Origin of the sequence: Massilia norwichensis (assembly GCF_024753245.1) — a bacterium.
In the GTDB taxonomy this organism is placed as follows: domain Bacteria; phylum Pseudomonadota; class Gammaproteobacteria; order Burkholderiales; family Burkholderiaceae_D; genus Telluria; species Telluria norwichensis.
On the sequence record NZ_JANUGX010000030.1, the window covers coordinates 1 to 20,915 of the forward strand.

At 65.2% G+C, this 20,915-nt stretch carries 18 protein-coding genes; 12 read left to right on the forward strand and 6 right to left on the reverse strand.

Annotated elements, in window-relative coordinates; all coding sequences use genetic code 11:
• Positions 1 to 369, forward strand: a 369-nt coding sequence (locus NX782_RS21065) for a hypothetical protein (protein WP_258847457.1), incomplete at its 5' end; no start/stop codon positions are given.
• Positions 370 to 621: 252 nt separating this feature from the next.
• On the opposite strand, the gene NX782_RS21070 is transcribed toward NX782_RS21065, so the two are convergent.
• Positions 622 to 1,752, reverse strand: coding sequence for an FRG domain-containing protein (locus NX782_RS21070; protein WP_258847458.1), 1,131 nt, complete (start codon positions 1,750 to 1,752; stop codon positions 622 to 624).
• A 205-nt stretch (positions 1,753 to 1,957) separates the two neighbouring features.
• Between NX782_RS21070 and NX782_RS21075 the strand changes: the two genes are divergently transcribed.
• From NX782_RS21075 to NX782_RS21090, 4 genes are all read left to right on the forward strand, one after another.
• Positions 1,958 to 2,323, forward strand: a complete 366-nt coding sequence (locus NX782_RS21075) for an ArsC family reductase (RefSeq protein ID WP_258847459.1) — start codon at positions 1,958 to 1,960, stop codon at positions 2,321 to 2,323.
• Entirely contained in the window at positions 2,320 to 3,471 is a 1,152-nt protein-coding gene (gene dapE, locus NX782_RS21080; protein ID WP_258847460.1) for a succinyl-diaminopimelate desuccinylase, read from the forward strand. The genes NX782_RS21075 and dapE overlap by 4 nt, the downstream gene beginning before the upstream one ends.
• A gap of 21 nt (positions 3,472 to 3,492) precedes the next feature.
• Positions 3,493 to 4,380, forward strand: a complete 888-nt coding sequence (prmB, locus tag NX782_RS21085) for a 50S ribosomal protein L3 N(5)-glutamine methyltransferase (RefSeq protein ID WP_258847461.1) — start codon at positions 3,493 to 3,495, stop codon at positions 4,378 to 4,380.
• A 128-nt stretch (positions 4,381 to 4,508) separates the two neighbouring features.
• Positions 4,509 to 6,491, forward strand: coding sequence for an ATP-binding cassette domain-containing protein (locus NX782_RS21090; RefSeq protein ID WP_258847462.1), 1,983 nt, complete (start codon positions 4,509 to 4,511; stop codon positions 6,489 to 6,491).
• A 93-nt stretch (positions 6,492 to 6,584) separates the two neighbouring features.
• On the opposite strand, the gene NX782_RS21095 is transcribed toward NX782_RS21090, so the two are convergent.
• Complete coding sequence (locus NX782_RS21095; RefSeq protein ID WP_258847463.1) at positions 6,585 to 7,067, reverse strand: chemotaxis protein CheW; 483 nt, start codon at positions 7,065 to 7,067, stop codon at positions 6,585 to 6,587.
• A gap of 159 nt (positions 7,068 to 7,226) precedes the next feature.
• On the opposite strand from NX782_RS21095, the gene NX782_RS21100 reads away from it, so the two are divergent.
• Positions 7,227 to 8,324 carry an HDOD domain-containing protein gene (locus NX782_RS21100; RefSeq protein WP_258847464.1) on the forward strand — a complete coding sequence of 366 codons (1,098 nt, stop codon included), beginning with the start codon at positions 7,227 to 7,229 and terminating at the stop codon, positions 8,322 to 8,324.
• A gap of 121 nt (positions 8,325 to 8,445) precedes the next feature.
• On the opposite strand, the gene NX782_RS21105 is transcribed toward NX782_RS21100, so the two are convergent.
• From NX782_RS21105 to NX782_RS21115, 3 genes are all read right to left on the reverse strand, one after another.
• Entirely contained in the window at positions 8,446 to 10,323 is a 1,878-nt protein-coding gene (locus NX782_RS21105) for a M2 family metallopeptidase (protein WP_258847465.1), read from the reverse strand.
• Positions 10,320 to 12,179, reverse strand: coding sequence for a flagellar assembly protein A (locus NX782_RS21110; RefSeq protein ID WP_258847466.1), 1,860 nt, complete (start codon positions 12,177 to 12,179; stop codon positions 10,320 to 10,322). The genes NX782_RS21105 and NX782_RS21110 overlap by 4 nt, the downstream gene beginning before the upstream one ends.
• A 109-nt stretch (positions 12,180 to 12,288) precedes the next feature.
• Positions 12,289 to 12,696 carry a hypothetical protein gene (locus tag NX782_RS21115; protein WP_258847467.1) on the reverse strand — a complete coding sequence of 136 codons (408 nt, stop codon included), beginning with the start codon at positions 12,694 to 12,696 and terminating at the stop codon, positions 12,289 to 12,291.
• A gap of 214 nt (positions 12,697 to 12,910) precedes the next feature.
• Here NX782_RS21115 and ompR point away from each other — a divergent pair, with 214 nt between their 5' ends.
• The 6 genes from ompR (at position 12,911) to NX782_RS21145 (ending at position 17,975) form a co-directional block, all read left to right on the forward strand.
• Entirely contained in the window at positions 12,911 to 13,669 is a 759-nt protein-coding gene (ompR, locus tag NX782_RS21120) for an osmolarity response regulator transcription factor OmpR (protein WP_258847468.1), read from the forward strand.
• 60 nt (positions 13,670 to 13,729) lie between these two features.
• Positions 13,730 to 15,055 carry a sensor histidine kinase family protein gene (locus NX782_RS21125; protein ID WP_258847521.1) on the forward strand — a complete coding sequence of 442 codons (1,326 nt, stop codon included), beginning with the start codon at positions 13,730 to 13,732 and terminating at the stop codon, positions 15,053 to 15,055.
• 17 nt (positions 15,056 to 15,072) lie between these two features.
• A complete protein-coding gene (locus tag NX782_RS21130) occupies positions 15,073 to 16,038 on the forward strand; it encodes a threo-3-hydroxy-L-aspartate ammonia-lyase (protein ID WP_258847469.1) in 966 nt (321 codons plus the stop codon).
• A 178-nt stretch (positions 16,039 to 16,216) separates the two neighbouring features.
• Positions 16,217 to 16,972 (forward strand): fatty acid desaturase, encoded by a 756-nt coding sequence (locus NX782_RS21135; RefSeq protein ID WP_258847470.1) that lies wholly within the window; start codon positions 16,217 to 16,219, stop codon positions 16,970 to 16,972.
• A gap of 79 nt (positions 16,973 to 17,051) precedes the next feature.
• Entirely contained in the window at positions 17,052 to 17,462 is a 411-nt protein-coding gene (locus NX782_RS21140) for a YXWGXW repeat-containing protein (protein WP_258847471.1), read from the forward strand.
• A gap of 150 nt (positions 17,463 to 17,612) precedes the next feature.
• The gene (locus tag NX782_RS21145) at positions 17,613 to 17,975 is read left to right on the forward strand and encodes a DUF4124 domain-containing protein (RefSeq protein ID WP_258847472.1); all 363 of its coding nucleotides are present in this window, start codon (positions 17,613 to 17,615) and stop codon (positions 17,973 to 17,975) included.
• A gap of 10 nt (positions 17,976 to 17,985) precedes the next feature.
• Here NX782_RS21145 and NX782_RS21150 read toward each other — a convergent pair whose 3' ends face one another.
• Positions 17,986 to 20,895 carry an EAL domain-containing protein gene (locus NX782_RS21150; RefSeq protein WP_258847473.1) on the reverse strand — a complete coding sequence of 970 codons (2,910 nt, stop codon included), beginning with the start codon at positions 20,893 to 20,895 and terminating at the stop codon, positions 17,986 to 17,988.
• Positions 20,896 to 20,915 lie beyond the last annotated feature (20 nt).

Consider the following 20,915-nt stretch of genomic DNA (forward strand, 5'->3'; position numbering starts at 1 on the left):
ATTAAGGTCGGAAAAGCGCCGAGCAACATCTTCACGGGCATTGAACTTGGCACATCCTCCCTTTGGGTACAACAGCAATTGGGGCACCCAACAAGAGTGGGAGAGAACTGGTGGGGCTATCGTTTTTCTGACGCGTTGGTCTCCTTAGAATTCGATGCAAGCATGGGCATAGACACTATTGCTGTGGCTTTGGTAGACGCTAAATCGACATTCGATTTCCCTACAGTGCATTTTGACAGCCCGCCACTGGGGAAAATGATGTTATCGGATGTCCTCGTCGAACACCTTCAACTGGAGCATGTAGAGTCCCTAATGGCACTACATTACTTTTGGCGCCCTGTGGCCACACTTTCCCGGAATGCTCTTTGAAAGCGAATTCGAATGGAGCAAAGACGAAGAACGGCTCATCACCCCACCGAACAAAGTAAGAATTAACTGGGCAGCCCTTTCCAGGCGTTCGGGGCCTGCACACTTTCCATGGGACTTCGGGTTGAAACTCTAACGTAGACTTTCTGATCCGTCCGACAAACGCAAGGGCCAAGAAAGACTCTCCTATTCACAGGTGCTCTGCTGACCCGCTTTATGGCAGCGTTGCGGAGAGGCAATCTGTTTATTTTTCTTTCATTCGTTGTTAAGCTTCGGCTTCGCGCGCGAGTACATGGAATGCTTCATCATTCGACATACACCATCCAATCCCGGAAACATAGTTCCTGCGGTTAAACCCATGTACTTTAAATCTTGTAGCGCCTCGGTCGCAAACTTGATCGGCACATCTGCAGCAACAAGATACTCTTTGCCCTCCACTGCTCCAGCCTCAAGTAACACATGCTCGACATTGGTTGCATTCGTTACCATAAATAGTCCCTGTTGCGCATATAGCCGTGGATTTCGCAATGGGCCAATCTCAAGCGCCGCAGCGTATGGACGATAGAACGGTACTGTTATTGAACTCTTGCCTGTTCGGGTTATAAAATCACTAGATAAACCATAAACCCGTACATGAGTAGCATCTCGCGAATCTTGCCATTCGATTGCATCTGCAAACGCAAAGAAGGCCGCAACATAAGGAGAGCGAGTCCAATCTAGCAGCGGAGTAGGCAAACCGTGATGCTGAGCCAAACCCAGTAGAGTTGCGTAATCCTCTCCGTTTGAGAGGGCAAATCGTGTTCCTTCAACCGCTTCAACGTGTGCTTTAAATTCCGGCAGCGTCTCTGCACAATAACGTTCTAACCGATTACGGCCTACTCGCTGAAGGGACGTGCGCAACCTAAATTTGTTGCTTCCATGACCTCGGAAGGCGCTCATTAAACCGAGCTGGCGCACCTCATCGGCCCATCGCTTAAATTCCGCCCAGCTACCGCATTGATGCGCATTTAACTCAGCAGTATCTTTCACTGGAGAAAAATCTGCGTCGCCAGATGAACCGTCAGTGCATGACCAGCGGCCCCGCCACTCCTCCCCTTCGCGAATGAGAGACATTCGGTAAGAAGCGAAATTGCTTTCTAAAATTTTCTTATCCTGAGCAACAACCAGTCCCCCGCCTTGGTCAGTATCGTAGAGCAGCGTAGGTACTAATTGGATACTGGTCCCCACGGCATTGTCATAAACCACTTTAGCCGATACCGCGAACGGCTTTTCCTCGTTTCCCCATACATGAATAGTGACCTCATCTGGCTCATCATCGTCTCGGAACAGGAAAGCTGGACGCCATCCAGTTAAGGTCTCGACTTTACCGACGTATTGGTTATCCATAAGGAAGGCTTGAGTTCAAATGTCAGAGGATACGAAACGGCCGAGCGAATGTCTATAAAGAAAGCAGAATGCCAAGTGATCTCTGAACAACAACGGCGCGTGGTATCCTCTCGCCTTCATCGGCATGAGCTAGCGTTGTGTACCACATGCACGCAGCGCCTGAGTCCTCAATGCAGCACAAGAACTAACATAAGCTATTGATTCAATGAGAAAAATTATTCTCTACGGCATTCCGAACTGCGACACCGTCAAGAAAGCGCGCACCTGGCTCGCCGAGCACGGCCAGGACGTCGAATTCCACGATTTCAAGAAGCAAGGTCTCACACGGGAGATCCTTGCGGCCTGGTTGCAGCAGCTCGACTGGGAAGTCCTGGTCAACCGCAAGGGCACGACCTGGCGCAAGCTGTCCGACGAGCGCCGCGCGCAAATCGTCGACAAGGCCAGCGCGCTGGAGCTGATGCTGGAGAACACCTCCGTGATCAAGCGCCCGGTGCTGGAAGGCGCCGGCCCGCTGAAGGTCGGCTTTTCAAGCGACGCGTACGAGCGCAGCTTCGGAGACTCGCCGGCATGAAGACCACCCGCACCCTGCAGCTGACCGAGGAACTGATCGCCCTCGATTCGATCACCCCGCAGGACAAGGGCTGCCAGCAGAAGCTTCAGGCGCTGCTGGCGCCGCTCGGCTTCAGCTGCGAGACCATCGAGTCGAACGGCGTGACCAACCTGTGGGCGCGCCGCGGTACCGAGTCGCCGGTGTTCGTGTTCGCCGGCCACACCGACGTGGTGCCGGCAGGCCCGCTCGACCAGTGGCAATCGCAGCCCTTCGCCCCGACCCGGCGCGACGGCAAGCTGTACGGGCGCGGCGCGTCCGACATGAAGACCTCGATCGCGGCCATGGTCGTCGCCGTCGAGGAGTTCGTCGAGGCGCATCCGGGCCACGCCGGCTCGATCGCCTTCCTGATCACCAGCGACGAGGAAGGCCCGGCCGTGGACGGCACCGTGGTCGTCTGCGAGATGCTGGAAGAGCGCGGCGAGACCCTGGATTACTGCCTGGTCGGCGAACCGACCTCCAGCCACGTGCTGGGCGACATGATCAAGAACGGCCGCCGCGGCTCGCTCAGCGGCTGCCTGACCATCAAGGGTGTGCAGGGCCACATCGCCTACCCGCACCTGGCGCGCAATCCGATCCACCAGGCGGCGCCGGCGCTGGCCGAACTGGCCGCCGAGGTCTGGGACGAAGGCAACGAGTACTTCCCGCCAACCAGCTGGCAGGTCTCGAACATCCATGCCGGCACCGGCGCCAACAACGTCATCCCCGGCGAGATGAAGGTCGACTTCAACTTCCGCTTCTCGACCGCCAGCACGGCCGACGGGCTGGAGCAGCGCGTGCACGCCATCCTCGACCGCCATGGCCTGGACTACGACCTGAAGTGGACGCTGTCCGGCGAACCCTTCCTGACGCCGAAGGGCACGCTGTCCGAAGCCATCTGCGGCGCCATCAAGCACGAGCTGGGCGTGGTCACCGAACTGTCGACCACCGGCGGGACCTCCGATGGGCGCTTCATCGCCCGCATCTGCCCCCAGGTGATAGAATTCGGGCCACCGAACGCCAGCATCCACAAGATCGACGAGCACATCGAACTGCGCTACATCGATCCGCTCAAGAACATCTACCGCCGCACGCTAGAGACGCTGCTGGCGCCCGCGCCCGCTGCGGCGTAACCATTTTCCGCGAGACCCATCATGGCCACGACCAATTTCAGCACGCCGCGCGACCTGCTGCGCTACGCCGTCACCCGCTTCAACACCGCCAAGCTGTTCTTCGGCCACGGCAGCGCCGAAGCCTTCGACGAGGCGGCCTACCTGATCCTGCACACCCTCAAGCTCCCGCTCGATCGGCTCGATCCCTTCCTCGACGCCAAACTGCTGCCGGAAGAAGTGCTGCAGGTGCTGGCCGTGATCGAACGCCGCGTCAGCGAGCGCGTGCCGGCCGCCTACATCACCAACGAAGCCTGGCTGGGCAGCTACAACTTCTACGTCGACGAGCGCGTGCTGGTGCCGCGTTCCTTCATCGCCGAGCTGATCCCGAACCTGTTCAGCCCGTGGGTGTCGGACCCGGAAGGCGTCGAGAACGTGCTCGAACTGTGCACCGGCTCCGGCTGCCTGGCGATCATGCTGGCCGACGCCTTCCCGAACGCGCTGGTCGATGCGGTCGACATCTCGAAGGATGCGCTGGCGGTGGCCGAGCGCAACATCCGCGACTATAAACTCAATGGCCGCGTCAACCCGATCGAGTCCGACCTGTACGAGAACGTGCCGTTCAAGAAGTACGACCTGATCGTCACCAACCCGCCTTACGTGAACAGCGATTCGATGGGCAAGCTGCCGCCGGAGTACATGCGCGAGCCGCAGATCGCCCTGGCCGGCGGCGAGGATGGCATGGACCTGGTGCGCAAGATCGTCGACGGCGCCGCCGAGCGGCTGACGCCGGAAGGCGTGCTGATCGTCGAGATCGGCAACGAGCGCGAATACGCGGAAGCGGCCTTCGGCCACCTGGGCCTGACCTGGCTGACCACCAGCCAGGGCGACGATGCGGTGTTCCTGCTGACCGCGGAGCAGCTGGCCAAGTAATTCTCACCGTCGTTCCCGCGAATAACTCTCACCGTCGCCCCCGCGAAGGCGGGGGTCCAAGTTAACGGCGAACCACCAGCACTTGGATTCCCGCCTGCGCGGGAACGACGATTTCGAAGTGACCTCCAATGATCCGATTTCTCAACGTCAGTCTCATGCGCGGCACCAAGCCGCTGCTGGAAGACGCCGACCTGACCCTCAACCCCGGCGATAAAATCGGCTTGATCGGCGCGAACGGCGCCGGTAAATCCAGCCTGTTCGCGATGCTGAGGAGCGAACTGCACCCGGACCAGGGCGCGATCGATTTCCCGCAGCGCTGGCGCATGGCCTACGTGGCGCAGGAAACCCCGGCGCTGGACCGCCCGGCGATCGAATACGCGATCGACGGCGACGCCAACCTGCGTACGCTGCAGGCCGAGCTGGAGCGCCTCGAAGCGGCCCCGCACACGCAGGAAAACGGCATCGCGATCGGCAACCTGCACTCGGCGCTGGCGGATGCCGACGCCTACACGGTGCAGTCGCGCGCCGAGCAGCTGCTGCTGGGCCTGGGCTTCTCGCTGGAGCAGATGCAGCAGCCGGTGGCCAGCTTCTCGGGCGGCTGGCGCATGCGCCTGAACCTGGCGCAGGCGCTGATGTGCCCTTCCGACCTGCTGCTGCTGGACGAACCGACCAACCACCTGGACCTGGACGCGATCATCTGGCTGGAAGACTGGCTCAAGCGCTACCAGGGCACCCTGATCATCATCTCGCACGACCGCGACTTCCTCGACGAAATCGTGAACGTGATCGTGCACATCGACGAGCGCAAGCTGAAGCGCTACTCGGGCAACTACTCCGCCTTCGAGCGCCAGCGCGCCGCGCACATGGTGCTGGCCCAAGCGGCTTTCGAGAAGCAGCAGCGCACCCGCGCCCACCTGCAGTCCTTCGTCGACCGCTTCAAGGCCAAGGCCACCAAGGCGCGCCAGGCCCAGAGCCGCATGAAGGCGCTGGCCAAGATGGAAGAGCTGGCGCCGCTGCGCGCCGCCGCCGAGTTCTCCTTCGAGTTCCGCGACCCGGTCTCGGCGCCGAATCCGCTGCTGGTGATGGAAGACGTCGACGCCGGCTACCCGATCCTCGACGCGCACGGCGACAAGGTCGGCGGCAAGACCATCGTCCACCGCGTGAACTTCTCGCTGCAGACCGGCCAGCGCATCGGCCTGCTGGGCGTGAACGGCGCCGGTAAATCCACGCTGATCAAGACGGTCGCCAACGAACTGGCGCCGCTAGCCGGCAAGGCCACGCTCGGCAAGGGTCTGGTGATCGGCTACTTCGCCCAGCACCAGGTCGAGATGCTGCGCCACGACGAATCGCCGCTGTGGCACCTGCAAAAGATCGCGCCGACCGTGCGCGAGCAGGAGCTGCGCAACTTCCTGGGCGGCTTCAACTTCCCGGGCGACATGGTGACCAGCCCGATCAAGCCCTTCTCCGGCGGCGAAAAGGCGCGCCTGGCGCTGGCCCTGATCGTGTGGCAGCGCCCTAACCTGCTGCTGCTGGACGAACCGACCAACCACCTGGACCTGGAAACGCGCGAGGCGCTGACCATGGCGCTGGCGCAGTTCGAGGGCACGCTGGTCGTGGTCTCGCACGACCGCCACTTGCTGCGCGCCACCACCGAGGAATTCATCATCGTCGCCGACGGCCGCCTGCAGCCCTTCGACGGCGACCTGGACGACTACAAGAACTGGCTGTTCCAGACCAAGCTGGGCAAGACGTCCGAATCCACGCCGCTGCCTTCGAAGGACGACAAGCCGGCTGCGGCTGCGGCGGCGCCGGCCGCGGCGCTCGACCGCAAGGAGCAGAAGCGCCTCGAAGCCGAGGAGCGCCAGCGCCTGGCCGCCGTCAAGAAGCCGATCGAGAACCGCATCAAGCGCATCGAGGAGCAGATGGCCAAGCTGAATGCGCGCAAAGCGGAAATCGACGCGCGCCTGCTGGAGCCGGCGATCTACGAAGCGGACAAGAAGGAAGAGCTGAAGACGCTGGTCGCGGACCAGGCTTTCCTGGTGCGCGACCTCGGGACGCTGGAAGAGGAGTGGCTGGAACTGCAGGAGCAGCTGGAGAGCCTGGCGGCCTGACCGTCGCTCCCGCGAAGGCGGGAGTCCCAGTTTGACGCGCTGTGGAGTTGTCGGAAGAACTTGGGTCCCCGCCTCCGCGGGGACGACGGAACATTATGCAACTTGCCGCGAACTGGCCGGCCTTTGCACCGACATCAGCTTCTCGATATCGACCAGGATCAGGCGGCGTCCGCCCGCCTGCCCCAGGCCGAGCAGGTAGTCCGGGCGCGCCTCGTCGCCGCCCGACGGCGGCAGCGGCGCCACCTGGTCCTGCCGCAGCGTCACCACGCCGGTCACGCCATCCACCACCATCCCCATCGCGCAGCTGGACAGCTTGAGGATGATCACGTCGGTCATCGGGTCGGGCGCGTCCGGCGAGGTGCCGCAGGCCACGCGCATGTCGACCAGCGGCATGATCACGCCGCGCGACACGGCCACGCCGCCGATGATCTCGCCGCTGGAGGCGAAGCGCTCAAGTGCCTTGAGCACGCGCAATTCCTGCACCTTCGCAAAGTCGATACCGTATTCGAGGCCGCCGAGCGTGAAGCTCAGGAACTGGGTCGGATGAGAGCCGGAAGAAGTCGTCGTGTCATGCATGGCGCGTCCTTTATTCAGGATTGTCATACTACGGTGCATGCCCGGTTTCACAATTGACTGCAGTCAATCTTTCCTACAAGCAGGAACAAGCTTGCTTTCGCCGGATGCGTCCGTACAATGACCGCGCATGTGCGCAAGCGAAATGAAGAGGAACCGATCATGTACCAGTGGCTGCGACGCCTGATTTCCGGTCGCCCCGCGCCTGCGCGGCCGGTGCCGCCCGTGGAGCCGGTGCCCACCCTTGCGCCCGCCGCTAGCCCCTCCTCTGCGCCCTCCCCGCCCGCCGCGCCTCCTGTCCCCGCAGCGGCTCCGGCGCCCGACGGCGCTGCCCTCTCCGCCGCGCAGACGGGACGCCCGCCGGTGCCCTTCGAGCTGCTCGACCGCGTCGGCACCGCCTGGCATGCCTGGCTGTTCCAGCGCGAGGACGAAGGCGGCCTCGAACTCAATCCTTTCGAAGCCCAGGTGCTGGAGACCCTGGCCGGCATCCTGTCCTCGCAGCAGTCGGGGGCCGCGCTGGTGCGGCGCATGCCGGGCCTGATCCCGCAACTGCTGCAAAGCCTGCGCAGCGAGTCCTTTTCGGGCAGCGCCCTGTCGCGCACCATCTCGTCCGACGTGGTGCTGGTGGCGGCGGTGATCCGCCTCGCCAACAGCTGCTACCAGGGCACCGGCGCGACCGTCACCAGCGTCGAGCAGGCCGTGATCCTGATCGGCCAGGAAGGCCTGCGCCAGCTGATCACGACGGTCGCCTTCCGGCCCATCATCGACGTGCATTCGGGCTTCTACGTGCGGCGCCTGGCGCCCATCCTGTGGGAACACTCGGAGCGCTGCGCGACGGCGGCGCGCAGGATGGCGGCAGCGCGCGGCGTCGAAGCCTTCGACGCCTTCCTGGCGGCCCTGCTGCAGAATGTCGGCCTGACGGTGGCGCTGCGGACCATGGACCAGGTCACCAAGGGCGAGCCGCAGCTGGGCTCCGGCATCTTCTGGGCCCAGCTGGCACGCGACACGCGGCGCCTGAGCGTCAGCATCGCGCGTGAGTGGAACTTCCCGGAAACCGTGGTGCAGGCGCTGGACGAACAAGGCGGCCTGCGCAAGGGTGCGCGGATGTCGCCGCTGGGGAGTCTGCTGATGCTGACCGACTACCTGGGCAAGCTGCGGGTGCTGGCCGAGAAAGGGGTGATCGAGGATGGCGACCCTGCGCCGATGGCCGGGTTGCCGGAGGATGCCGGGGAATGCTACGCGCTGCTGGCGGCCAGTTAAGCGTCATCCCCCGTCATCCCCGCGCAGGCGGGGATCCAAGTCTGCCTGTGCCGACGTGACGCCTGCAAAACTTGGGTCCCCGCCTGCGCGGGGACGACGGTAATCAGGCTAACGACGACGGTCAAGGCTTCACGGATGCATCGGTCCTGGCCAGCTCGCGGTTCTGCTCATCCAGCCAGGTCTTCAGCGGCGCGAAATAATCCAGCATCGCGGTCGCATCCATTTTGTCCTCGCCGGTGACGGCTTTCAGCGCTTCCGGCCACGGCTTCGATTTGCCCATGGCGAGCATCTGCTGGAACTTGGCGCCGGCCTGCTTGTTGCCGTAGATCGAGCAGCGGTTGAGCGGGCCGCTGTAGCCGGCTTCGCGGCACAGCGCGCGGTGGAACTGGAACTGCAGCACGTGGGCCAGGAAGTAGCGCGCATACGGCGTATCGCTGGCGACGTGGAACTTGGCGCCGGCATCGAAGCCGTTCTCCAGCATCGGTGCCGGACGGCTCACGCCCTGGTACTGCTCCTTCAGCGCCCACCAGGCCTTGTCGTAGTCGGCCGGCTTGACCTGGCCGGAATACACCTGCCAGCGCCACTTGTCGACCATGTAGCCGAAGGGCAGGAAGGCGACCTTCTGCAGCGCGGTGTACAGCAGCGGACCGATGTCCGCCGACGGATCCGGCTCGGTCTTCATCAGGCCGACCTGCTTCAGGTAGGCCGGGGTGATCGACAGCGCCACGGTGTCGCCGATGGCTTCGTGGAAGCCGTCGTTGGCGCCGTTCTTGAAGAGCGGCGGCTGCACGCTGTAGGCCAGGTCGTAGTACAGGTGGCCCAGCTCGTGGTGGATGACGCGGAAGTCCTCGGCGGTCGGGGTGATGCACATCTTGATGCGCACGTCGTCCTTGCCGTCCAGGTCCCAGGCCGAGGCGTGGCACACGACTTCACGGTCGCGCGGCTTGGTCAGCAGCGAGCGCTCCCAGAAGGTCTCGGGCAGCTTGCGCATGCCGAGCGAGGTATAGAAACCTTCGGCGTAGCGCGTCATCGCCACGGCGTCGGTCTTGCGCTCTTCCAGCAGCGCGGTCAGGTCTTCGCCGCCGTCCTTGGTGGCGGGTTTCAGCAGCGGGTAGAGGTTGTCCCAGCTTTGCGCCCACATATTGCCCAGCAGGTGGGCCGGGATCGGACCAGTCGCCGGCACGACGGACGCGCCATAGGCCTGGCGCAGCTTGAAGCGGGTGTAGGTGTGCAGCGAATCGTAGAGCGGCTTGACCTGCTGCCACAGGCGCTCCATCTCGCTTGAAAAGGCTTCGGGGCTCATGTCGTAGCCCGAGCGCCACAGCGCGCCGGTATCGGCATAGCCCATGGTGCGGGCGCCCTTGTTCGACACCTCGACGTATTTGGCGTAGTCGTCCTTGTAGCTAGGGGACTGCGCATGCCAGCCGAGCCAGACTTCCTTCAGGCGGTTCGGGTCGCGGCTGGTGGCCAGCACTTTTTCGAGCTCGCCGAGCGGCATGCAGGCCGGCTTGGCGGCGCCGGCGGCAGATGTGGAAACCGAGGCCGGGCAGTACTTGGCCGAGCCGTAGGCGCCGGTCATGTGGGCCGCCAGGCGGGCGTAGGTGGCGCGGTCCTTCGCTTCCGGCAGCATCAGGGTCTGCTGCAGCAGCATCAGCTTGCGCGCGCTGGCTTCGGGCAGCTTCAGGTCCTTGTAGCGGCGCGCCTTCAGGGCGGTCTCGCCGCTCAGGGTCAGGAAGCCTTCGCTGGCCTGGGCCGTCATCGACTGGGTGTCGAGGGTGATGAAGTTCTCGGCCACCCATTCGGCGCGCTGGGCGTCCAGACCGAGCTGCTCCAGGCGTTCTTCGGCATCCTTGATGAAGGCTTCGGCCTCGGCGACGGTCGGCTTGCCCTGGGCCTTGGCGGGCGCCCTGGTGGCGGCAAACGCCGGCAGTGCCACGACCGCGCCGGCCACCAGCGTGGCGATCAGGCTGCGGCGGAAATTCGGATGATGCGTCTTCAAGCTGTCTTCTCCTCTTGGTCTTTTTTGTCGTCGCTGCTCCATGCAAAACGTCCGTGCGCGCCGGAGAACAGCAGTGCGCCGTTCTGCGGTCCGCGCAGGCGCGTCCTGATCTCGCGCGGCGCTATGATATACGGGCTGCCGGCCGCCGGGCTGAATCCGAGCACGCGCACCAGGGTGTCGCCCTGTACCTGCTGCACGCCGACGCTGGACACGCAGGCGGCATCGCGGCGCTGGCGTTCGAGGTCGGCCAGCACCTTGCGGCCCTCTTCCTGGTCCGCCTCCAGCTGTTTGAGCCTGGCGGACGCCTCGCCGATCGCTTTCAAGGCCGGCGCCACCTCCTGCGCCATGCGCTGGAACTGGCGCGCCTGCTCGGGGGTGAAGCTGATCTCGTTCTTGCGCACGGTTGATGCCAGCAGCAGGTAGCGCCGCACCTCCGGCTGCGCGGTCAGGCTGTCCATGCCGGCCTTCTGGCGCGCCGCCAGTTGGGCGAACTGGGCCAGGCGCGCCGTGACCACGGCGATGATCTCGTCGATCTGCGGCCCCTCCGGGCACAGCACGTAGACCAGCATCTCGCCCTGCTTGCGCGGCGCCGCGCATTCGATGTCCACGCGGCGCCCGGCGATGGCGCTGCCCTCGGCCTGGCCGATGCGCACCTCGTCGCCGATCACTTCGCAGTTGACCGCATGGGCGATCGTGATGCGGGTGCCGGAGACCACGCAGTTCTCGGCGCGGTCCAGCACGATCGCGCCGTCGGCGGCATGCAGCACCGCGCCCGATGCGACGCCGGCCACGCGGATGTCGCCGTGCTGGTTATGGGCGCTGCCGCCGACCAGGTTGGCATGCAGCAGGATGCGGCCGCCGCGCGAGACCAGGCGCCCGTAGACGTCGCCGTGCACGGTGATGCTCTCGCCTTCGATGACGCGCTTTTCCTGCACCTCGCCAAACTCTTCGTAGTCGCCGCTCAGCTCCAGGTTGCCGGTGGTCTTGGCGCTGACACCGTCGCGGCTGACGATCTTGTCGCCCACCGAGATCTTGCTGGTCGCGCTGTCCACGGTCAGGAAGCCGGCCTGTTGCGACACCAGGAATTCGCCGTCCTGCGCGCGTTCGACCCTGGTGCCGGGACCGGCATATTCGCCCAGGTCGACGTCCTTGCCCGGCTTGGCAGGCAGCGCCGAGCCGGCCATCTCGAAGCCGGGCGTGCCCAGCGTGAGCGGGATCTTTTGCAGCAGGCGCACGCCGGGCTGGATTTGCGGGAAGCGGTTCTGGAAGCGGTGCAGGTCGAGGCGGCCGTTGGCGAGCTGGCGCGGCGCGTCGTTGCGGTGGATGTCGTCCGAGATTTCGACGATGCGGGCGTCCTGCCCCGGCACCGGTTCGAGGCGCCGGGCCACCGTCACGCGGTCGGCCTTGCTTGACGCGATCGCGGCGCGCACCGCGTCCAGCTCGATGCCGAAGCGGATGCCCTTGCCCCACATGTCGGCGATGAATTCGTCGGGGTCGAGGCGGGCCGGCAGGCCGGGCGCGTCCGGATCGGCGGGGTCCGTCAGCCAGACCGGCTCGAAGTAGTATTCGGCGTAGCCCTTGCCGATCTTGACCGCGCGGTACAGCTCGCGCCGGGCGGGATCGAAGGGCAGGATGTCGGCGGCGATCCGGATTTGCTGGTTCGCGCCGTCCGGGCCGGCAAGCGCCGGACCATGGCCGAACAAGGCCTTGAGCAGGACGGGATAGTCGACGCCGGCCAGGTAATGGCCGCCGCGGAAGATGCTGTCGATGGCAGCCACCAGCGTGGTGCCGAGTACGGCGGGGTCCGCATACACGCCGTCATGCCGCTTGGCGATGCAGTGTTCGGAGGTAGACACGTGAACTCCCAGTCCAGGTACGGCCCGGCGCGGTTTGGGCCGGGGCTCAGACTGGGTAGCGTATCACGTAGATTGTGATGCGGAAAGGATTATGCGATCAGCGATGCGGTCAACGGCGGGGCGGGTACAGGTCCATGCCCGCCTCGTTGATCTGGCGGCGCATTTCGCGGCGCTCGTCCGGCGTCATGCGTCCGCTGCCGCTGCGGCGCACGTCGCGCTGCTCCTGCTGCTGTTGCTGGTACTGCTGCTGCATGCGGCGCTGTTCTTCGTAGGCGCGGACGTCGTAGCGCGGGTCGCGCTCCGGGCTCAGGTAACGGCCGCCGCGATCGCCACGGTCGCCGCGGTCGGCCTGCATGGCCGGGCTGTCGCGGCGGTCGAACTGGCGGTCGCCGTACTGCTGGGCAAACGCGGCGCCCAGGCTGCCGGCCATCAGCACGCACGCCAACGCACCGCGAAGCGCGCAGCGGGCAAGCAGCCCGGCCTTCGTTCCTGCGATGTTGTGAGTGACGCTGTTCATGGTGTGCCTCTTCCGCGATGCCAAGTAAGGAGATAAGCTAAAGCTGTGATGCGATTCGGTTTCGATGTGAGCCCAGTTTATGAGGATTCCACTGCGGGTATAAGGCTAATTGGGTAAAGTTTGTAACACAATGTAATGCCTCGACAATATCTCCTGTCCGCGAAGGCATATGACGTTACCATAGCGACATTAATCTGACAAATCTGACAGACTCATGAATGCAACAAGCTCGAACAACGGAGGCCAGAACAACGGCCATTCCGCGAAGATCATGGTGGTCGACGACGACGTGCGCCTGCGCGATCTGCTGCGCCGTTACCTGACCGAACAGGGCTTCCAGGTGGTCACCGCCGAGAGCGCGCCGGCCATGAACAAGCTGTGGCTGCGCGAGCGCTACGACCTGCTGGTGCTGGACCTGATGCTGCCCGGCGAGGACGGCCTGTCGATCTGCCGCCGCCTGCGCGGCGCCGGCGACCAGACCCCGATCATCATGCTGACCGCCAAGGGCGAAGACGTGGACCGCATCGTCGGCCTCGAGATGGGCGCCGACGATTACCTGCCCAAGCCCTTCAACCCGCGCGAGCTGGTGGCCCGCATCAACGCGGTCCTGCGCCGCAAGGGCCCGGACGAGATCCCCGGCGCGCCGTCCGAGACGCCGCAGACCTTCGAGTTCGGCGACTTCGTGCTCGACCTCGGTACCCGCACGCTGAAGAAAAACGGCGAGACCGTGCCGCTCACCACCGGCGAATTCTCGGTGCTGAAAGTGTTCGCCCGCCACGCGCGCCAGCCGCTGTCGCGCGAGAAGCTGATGGAACTGGCGCGCGGCCGCGAGTACGAAGTGTTCGACCGCTCGCTGGACGTGCAGATCTCGCGCCTGCGCAAGCTGATCGAGCCGGATCCTTCCAGCCCGCTGTACATCCAGACCGTATGGGGCCTGGGCTACGTGTTCATCCCCGAAGGGCAGCCGCGCTAAGTGTCCGTTTCAGTCTCTCCGACGAGTTTCACGGCGCGGCGCAGGCGCCTGTTCGGCCGCATGAAGAGCGGCCTGTTCTGGCGCACCTTCCTGCTGCTGTCCTTCCTGACCGGTCTGTCGATGGCATCGTGGATCGGCATGATCAACGTGTTCCAGCGCGGCCCGCAGGCGGAGCAGACCGCCGAACTGCTGGTCTCGGTGGTCACCCTCACCAAGGCCGCGCTGACCCACTCCGCGCCCGACCTGCGCACCGAGCTGCTGTTCGAGCTGGTCTCGAACGAAGGCATCCGCATCCTGACGCTGGAACCCGACGACAAGGTCGAGCCGCCGCCCTCGAACGCGCTGATGCCGGAGATCGCCGCGATGGTCCGCCAGCGCCTCGGCAAGGACACGCGCTTCTCGCGCAAGGTGAACGACATGCCGGGCTTCTGGGTCAGCTTCGACATCGACGGCGACAAATACTGGCTGATGCTGGAACGCGACCGCCTGGCCGGTCTGACCCGCGTGCAGTGGCTGGGCTGGGCCACGGTGGTGGGCGCGCTGTCGCTGCTGGGCGCGGCGCTGATCTCGACCCTGATCAACCGCCCGCTGGCGCGCCTGACCGCGGCCGCACGCTCGATCGCCCAGGGCAAGCGGCCCGCGCCGCTGCCCGAAAAAGGCTCGCAGGAGATCATCGAGGCCAACCGCAGCTTCAACCAGATGGTCGACGACCTGCAGCAGCTCGAGAAGGACCGCGCCATTATCCTGGCCGGCATCTCGCACGACCTGCGCACGCCGCTGGCGCGCATGCAGCTCGAAGTCGAGATGGCCAATTTGTCGCCGGAAGCGCGCGAAGGCATGCAGTCCGACATCGCGCAGATGGACGCCATCATCGGCCAGTTCCTCGACTTCGCCCGCCCGACCGAGGCCGCCACCTTCGTGCCGGTCGACCTGTCCGAGCTGCTGGAAGACTGCGCCCATGCCGCAGCGCGCCTGCCCGACGTGCGCACCCGCACCGCGATCGAACCGAACATCCGCGTGCCGGCGAATGCCACCGACCTGCGGCGCGTGATCAACAACGTGATCGAGAACGCCCGCCGCTACGGCAAGACCCCGGGCCATGACGTCACCGAGATCGACATCGTCTGCCAGGTCCGGATGACCGCCCACGGCCGCCGCGCGGTGGTCGAGATCGGCGACCATGGCGTCGGCGTGCCGGACGACCAGATCCAGCTGCTGCTGCGCCCCTTCACGCGCCTCGACAGCGCGCGTGGCCAGGCCAACGGCGCCGGCCTTGGGCTGGCGATCGTCGAACGCGTGATCACCCGCCACAACGCCGACCTGCAGGTGCGCAGCCGCGAAGGCGGCGGCCTGGTGCTGCAATTCGCCTTCCCGCTGGCGTCCTGAACTTTCTCTTTTTTGCCATGACCGATACTTCCCTCTCCTATTCCGACGTCGAACAGGCTGCCGCACGCATCGAAGGCGCGGCCCACCGCACGCCGGTCCTGACGTCGAGCACCGCCGATGCGATGGCCGGCGCGCAGTTGCTCTTCAAGGCCGAGAACTTCCAGCGCATGGGCGCCTTCAAGTTCCGCGGCGCCTACAACGCCATCGCCAGGTTCAGCGAGGCCCAGCGCCAGGCCGGCGTGCTGACCTTCTCCTCGGGGAACCACGCGCAGGCGATCGCGCTGTCGGCCAGGCTGATGGGCATCAAGGCCGCCATCATCATGCCGAAGGACGCGCCGGAACTGAAGGTGCGCGCCACCCAGGGCTATGGCGGCGAAGTGATCTTCTACGACCGCTACACCGAGAACCGCGAAGAGATCGGCGCGCGCCTGGCCCGCGAGCGCGGCATGACCCTGATCCCGCCCTACGACCATCCGGACGTGATCGCCGGCCAGGGCACGGCCGCCAAGGAGCTGTTCGACGAGGTCGGCGAGCTGGACCTGCTGCTGGTGCCGCTCGGCGGCGGCGGCCTGCTGGCCGGCTGCGCGCTGGCCGCGTCGAAGCTGTCGCCCAACTGCACCGTCATCGGCGTCGAGCCGGAAGCCGGCAACGACGGCCAGCAGTCGCTGCGCAGCGGCCAGATCGTCGATATCGGCGTGCCCCAGACCATCGCCGACGGCGCCCAGACCAGCCACCTCGGCCAGCATAATTTTGCCGTCATCAGGAAGATGGTGTCCGACATCGTCACCGTCAGCGATGCCCAGCTGGTCGAGACCATGAAGTTCTTCGCCGAGCGCATGAAGACCGTCGTCGAGCCGACCGGCTGCCTGGCCGCCGCGGCAGCACTCCACGGCGTGGTGCCGGTGACCGGCAAGAAGGTCGGCATCCTGATCAGCGGCGGCAACGTCGACCTTGCCCGCTTTGCAAAACTCGTGAGCGCGTAAGCCGCCACGCACCCTGTCAAGGGCGGCAATCCCGAAGAACGGGCGGTAAAACCGCCTGTAATCGTGGCTTAGAAAACAATAGCGCCCCGCTATTCTTCTTCCTAGTTTGATATCTCACAAAGGGAAGATGATGTTTTCGGGATTTATTCACCTGTCGTCCAATGCGGTCATGGTGGCCATGGCCGTTTCGTTCGCGCTGAGCATCATCGCCAGCGAACTCTACCTGCACAGGTCGCGCAGCCACCGTGCGATCACCTTTCATCCGGTGATGTGCCAATTCTTCCGGATGTGGATCTTCCTGACGACCTTCGGGATGACCACCAAGGCCTGGGTTGCCGTGCACCGCAAGCACCACGCCAAGACCGACACCGTCGACGACCCGCACAGCCCGGTCATCCATGGCCTGATGACCGTCCTGACCAAGGGCGTGCTCCTGTACCGCAAAGCGGCCACCGATCCCCAGGTGATCAAGACCTACGGCGTCGGCATCCATGACGACTGGATGGACACCCACCTCTACACCAAGCACCGCTTCAAGGGTGCCTGGTTCTTCCTGTTGCTGGAGATGGCGCTGTTCGGCGCCGAGCATGGCCTGTACATCTGGCTGTTCCAGCTCTCGGTGTCGCCGGTCTGGGCGGCAGGCTTCGCCAACGGCTTCTTCCACGTCGTCGGCTACCGCAACTTCGAAACGCGTGAGCATTCGCGCAATTTCTTCCCGATCGCCATCCTCCTGTGCGGTGCGGAGCTGCACAACAACCACCACGCCTATCCGGCCTCGGCGAAAGCCTCGATGCGCTGGTTCGAATTCGACGGCGGCTGGCTGATCATCCGCGTGCTGGCTTTCTTCCGTCTGCTGACGATCAATCGCGTCGAAACCGGCGTGTTCGAAACGCGCGACCAGAGCGCGCTCTCCGAGAGCGGCGCCAACGCCTGAGCGCGTTAAACCGCGCACAGTCGGGCTGGCCTCCCCGGCGTAGAGTGACATGGCAGTACAACTCTACATGGAGGCCACAATGAACAAACTGCAAAAGCTTCTGCTTGCCAGCCTGGTCGCCGGCGCCTTCGGCAGCGTTGCCGTCCCGGCGCTGGCCGATACCATCATCATCCGCGAGGCGCCGCCGGCGCCGCGTGCCGAGCGGGTTCCGCCACCGCGCCGCGGCTACGTCTGGGCGCCGGGCCACTGGGAATACCGCCACGGCCGTTACGTCTGGAACCGCGGCACCTGGCTTCGCGAACGCCACGGCTACGCCTACCGCGCCCCGACCTGGGTCGAGCGCGATGGCCGCTGGGTGATGGAACGCGGCGGCTGGCGCCGCGGCGACCGTGACGGCGACGGCATCCGCAACGGCCGCGATCGTGACCGCGACGGCGACGGCATCCCGAATCGCATGGATGCGCGTCCGAACAATCCGAACCGCGGCTAAGCTTTCAATCAAGTATCGTTCAGGAAGCGGGCAAGGCACGGCGTGAAAACGCCGCCCTTGCCCGCTTCCTTTTCCGCCCTCACGGTGAGGCACCGAACAGAGAGCAGCGGGCACGGCGCGCAGACTGTAGCCATACCACAGGAGAACGATATGAAAAGCCCTGTCAAGCTACTGAGCATGTTTGCCGCCGCCGCGCTGTCGGCATCGATGGCGGTCCCGGCACTGGCCGGCAATGAAATCGTGAAGTGCGTCGATGCGAGCGGCCACGTGACGCTGACCGACCAGCCCTGCGAGGCCGGCGCCGCGATGGTCAAGCTGTCGAGCGCGAATTTGGAACCGCAGCCGCAGCCGCAACGCCACGTGGTCACGCCCGCCGAGCTGCGCCACGACGGCTGGAAGCGGCCGCAGGCGGCCCGCCCCGCCACCCTGTCGCGCGACATCGCCACGCTGAAGGAAGCGCGGCGCATGCTGATGTTGCAGGAAACCCGCCCGCGCCTGGCCGGTCTGAATTAATCCGGACGGCTCAGTGCAGGTCGCGCAGCGGAACGATGTCGGCCAGTGCCGGCTCGTTGGCCGGCGCGCCCAGCGTGCGCACCAATTGCAGCACTTCCTCGCTCTTGATGAAGCTGGCCGACGAACTGGCCGTCAGCAGTTTTTCCGGCGGCTGCGAACGCGAAATCGCCCAGCCCTGCACGTAGTCGACGCCGATCTCGGCCAGCGTACGCACCGTTGCCGCATCCTCGGCCCACTCGGCAATCGTCTTCATGCCCAGGTTCAGTGCCAGGTTGACGATCGCCTCGACGATGGCGACGTTGGCCGGGTGAGCGTTGATGTTGACGATGAAGTTACCGTCGATCTTCAGCACGTCGGCCGGCAATTCCTTCAGATAGGAGAACGAGGTGTAGCCGGCGCCGAAGTCGTCCAGCGCCACCTTCACGCCGAAGGCGCGCACCTGGTCGATGAAGCGGCGCGTGTTGTCGAGGTCATGCAAGGCCACGCTCTCGGTGATTTCCATGCAGAGGCGGCCTGCCACGTGTTCGTGGCGCGCCAGGATTTCCAGCGTGTCCTGCACGAAGCGCTCGTCGTTCAGCGAGGCCCCCGACAAATTCATGCAGACGAAGCGGGTATTGGTCAGCGACTCGACGTGGTCCTCGATCCAGGCCAGGGTGCTCGACAGCACCCAGCGGTCGATCACGCCTGCGCGGCCGCTCTTCTCGGCCGCCGCGATCACCGGGCCGGCCGCCGACACGCGCCCATCCGGCTCGCGCATGCGCAGCAGCACCTCGAAGTTCAGCGATTCGTGCGGCGAGCGCAGCGACATGATCGGCTGCATCTCGAGGAACATGCCTTCGGTCGGGTTCGGGCCGTTCAGGCGGGCGACCAGGTTCAGCTCCGCCTCGCGCTCCTCGAAGGCGCTCGAACCGCGCTTGTACACGACCAGGCCTTCGCTGTTGCCGTCCTTGGCTTCGCGGCAGGCGCGGTCGGCGGTCGAGATGGCATCCTTCATCGCCATGCCCGGCGCGACTTCGATCAGGCCGACCGAGCCGCGCACGTGGAAGGCCTTGTCGCCGACGCGATAAGGCGAGCCGCCGATGCGGTCGACGATGCTGCGGCAGATCAGCGAGGCCAGCGAGATCGCGGTGTCCGGCATCACGATCACGAATTCGTCGCCGCCCACGCGGCCGACCTGCTGGTTGCCGGCCAGCGTCATCGCCACCCGTTCGCAGACCTGCTTCAGGACTTCGTCGCCGGCGGCGTGGCCGAACAGGTCGTTGATCAGCTTGAAGCGGTCGAGGTCGAGATAGGCCAGGGTCAGCGGACGGCCCGGCGCCGCGTTCGCGGCGACCGTCTCGAACAGCTTTTCCAGCCCGCGGCGGTTGAAGACCTTGGTCAGCGGGTCGTTGTTGGCCATGAAGCGCAGCTGCTCGGTGGCCTTGTGCTTTTCGGTCACGTCCTGCAACACCGCTTCGATGCGGCCGCGCGCCAGGGTGGCGCTGACCATGAAGCGCTGGCTGCCGTCGCGGCTGTCGAGCTGCATCTCGGCTTCGCTCTGCAGGTGCACCTTTTCATGCAGCTCGACCCACAGGCTCCCGGCGAAGAACTGCTTCCAGGCGGTGCGGCCCGGCACGATGGCGTCGGCGCCCAGCATCTTGCGCAGGGCCGGGTTCGCGCTCAGGAAGTTACCGTAGGTGTCGAGGGTGAACAGGCCGACCGGCATGGCCTCGTAGGCGTGTTCGAGTTCGGCCTGGGCGGCGATCCGCTTCCTGGTTTCCATGCGCATCTGCTCGGCGATCGCCAGGGCCGCCAGCAGGCTGGAGGCCAGCGCCGCGGTCACGCTGTTGACCACGCCCAGCAACTGGCGCGCGCCGAGGGCGGCGGAAAACACTTCGGTCAGGCCGCCCACGTAGGTGACGACGAAGGAGGCGGCAAACCAGATCGCGACCCGCGACTGCGAGCGCAGCATGATGGTCAGCAGGCCCATGATCATCATCGTCAGGCCGGCTGCCACCACGCCCCACATCACGGGCAGGAAGTAGCCGTAAGGCAGCCACAGTGCGCACGGCAGCAAGGCCAGCGCCAGCCACTGCATGAAGCGCAGCGGCGTGATGAAACGGGTCCGCTGCAAGTCGTGACCGAACAGGGTCATGTACAGCGTCAGGGTCGACACCGAGTACAGCGCCATGGTCAGCGCGCGGCTCGGCAGCAGCCACTCGGCCGGCACCACCTGCCCCAGCCATTGGGTGTCCCAGCCGGCCGACAGGGCGCCGACCCGCAGGTTCAGCATCAGCCAGGCCGCGAACTGCAGGTAGATGGCCTGGCGGTTGATGATGGCCGTGATCAGGATGAACAGGCTCAGCACGATCATGCCGCCGTCGAGCAGGCCCGACTGGCGGTGGAAGTGCCGGGTCGACAGCTCCAGCTGATCCGCCGGCCACAGCAGCGCGGTCACATGCGCCGGCCCCGAGAAGGTGGCGCGGCACAGCACGTCGACCGGCATGTTCGGCAGCCGCAGCGCAAAGCCGGACTTGACCGCGGCAAGCGCCCCCTGCTCGCCGCCGCGCGAGGCATGGCCCAGCTCCTGCAGGGTGGCGGCGTCCCAGCAGCGGATCGCCAGCGCATGGCGCGAGGGAAGCTCGACCGCCTCGTTCGGGATGCCATTGGTACGCAGCTTGAACCACAGCGGCGCTTCGGAAAGGTGGGTATCGTGGAACTCGACCGGTTGGGTGCGCGCCAGGGCATGCAAGGCCGCCGCGGGCGTCAGCGGGCCCGCGCTCTCGTCCACCGCGTGCAAGGCCAGGGGCTGGCTGCCGGTGGCGACGTCATGGCTGTTCCACGCCACCAGCGCCAGCACCGAGACCAGTGCGACGCAGGCCGGCACCAGGTACACCGACAGGAAACGCATCGTCGCTTCGACGATGCGATGCGCTGCCATTACCGGGAGCGATTTCTGCG

What these genes read in the sequence shown, in the direction of transcription:
- NX782_RS21125 (WP_258847521.1), top strand. Translation starts at nt 13,730, where the DNA reads ATGAAGAGCGGCCTGTTCTGGCGCACCTTCCTGCTGCTGTCCTTCCTG.
- NX782_RS21135 (WP_258847470.1), top strand. Translation starts at nt 16,217, where the DNA reads ATGGCCGTTTCGTTCGCGCTGAGCATCATCGCCAGCGAACTCTACCTG.
- NX782_RS21130 (WP_258847469.1), top strand. Translation starts at nt 15,073, where the DNA reads ATGACCGATACTTCCCTCTCCTATTCCGACGTCGAACAGGCTGCCGCA.
- NX782_RS21145 (WP_258847472.1), top strand. Translation starts at nt 17,613, where the DNA reads ATGAAAAGCCCTGTCAAGCTACTGAGCATGTTTGCCGCCGCCGCGCTG.
- NX782_RS21150 (WP_258847473.1), bottom strand. Translation starts at nt 20,895, where the DNA reads ATGGCAGCGCATCGCATCGTCGAAGCGACGATGCGTTTCCTGTCGGTG.
- NX782_RS21115 (WP_258847467.1), bottom strand. Translation starts at nt 12,696, where the DNA reads ATGAACAGCGTCACTCACAACATCGCAGGAACGAAGGCCGGGCTGCTT.
- NX782_RS21100 (WP_258847464.1), top strand. Translation starts at nt 7,227, where the DNA reads ATGTACCAGTGGCTGCGACGCCTGATTTCCGGTCGCCCCGCGCCTGCG.
- NX782_RS21140 (WP_258847471.1), top strand. Translation starts at nt 17,052, where the DNA reads ATGAACAAACTGCAAAAGCTTCTGCTTGCCAGCCTGGTCGCCGGCGCC.
- NX782_RS21090 (WP_258847462.1), top strand. Translation starts at nt 4,509, where the DNA reads ATGATCCGATTTCTCAACGTCAGTCTCATGCGCGGCACCAAGCCGCTG.
- NX782_RS21070 (WP_258847458.1), bottom strand. Translation starts at nt 1,752, where the DNA reads ATGGATAACCAATACGTCGGTAAAGTCGAGACCTTAACTGGATGGCGT.
- dapE (WP_258847460.1), top strand. Translation starts at nt 2,320, where the DNA reads ATGAAGACCACCCGCACCCTGCAGCTGACCGAGGAACTGATCGCCCTC.
- ompR (WP_258847468.1), top strand. Translation starts at nt 12,911, where the DNA reads ATGAATGCAACAAGCTCGAACAACGGAGGCCAGAACAACGGCCATTCC.
- prmB (WP_258847461.1), top strand. Translation starts at nt 3,493, where the DNA reads ATGGCCACGACCAATTTCAGCACGCCGCGCGACCTGCTGCGCTACGCC.
- NX782_RS21075 (WP_258847459.1), top strand. Translation starts at nt 1,958, where the DNA reads ATGAGAAAAATTATTCTCTACGGCATTCCGAACTGCGACACCGTCAAG.
- NX782_RS21095 (WP_258847463.1), bottom strand. Translation starts at nt 7,067, where the DNA reads ATGCATGACACGACGACTTCTTCCGGCTCTCATCCGACCCAGTTCCTG.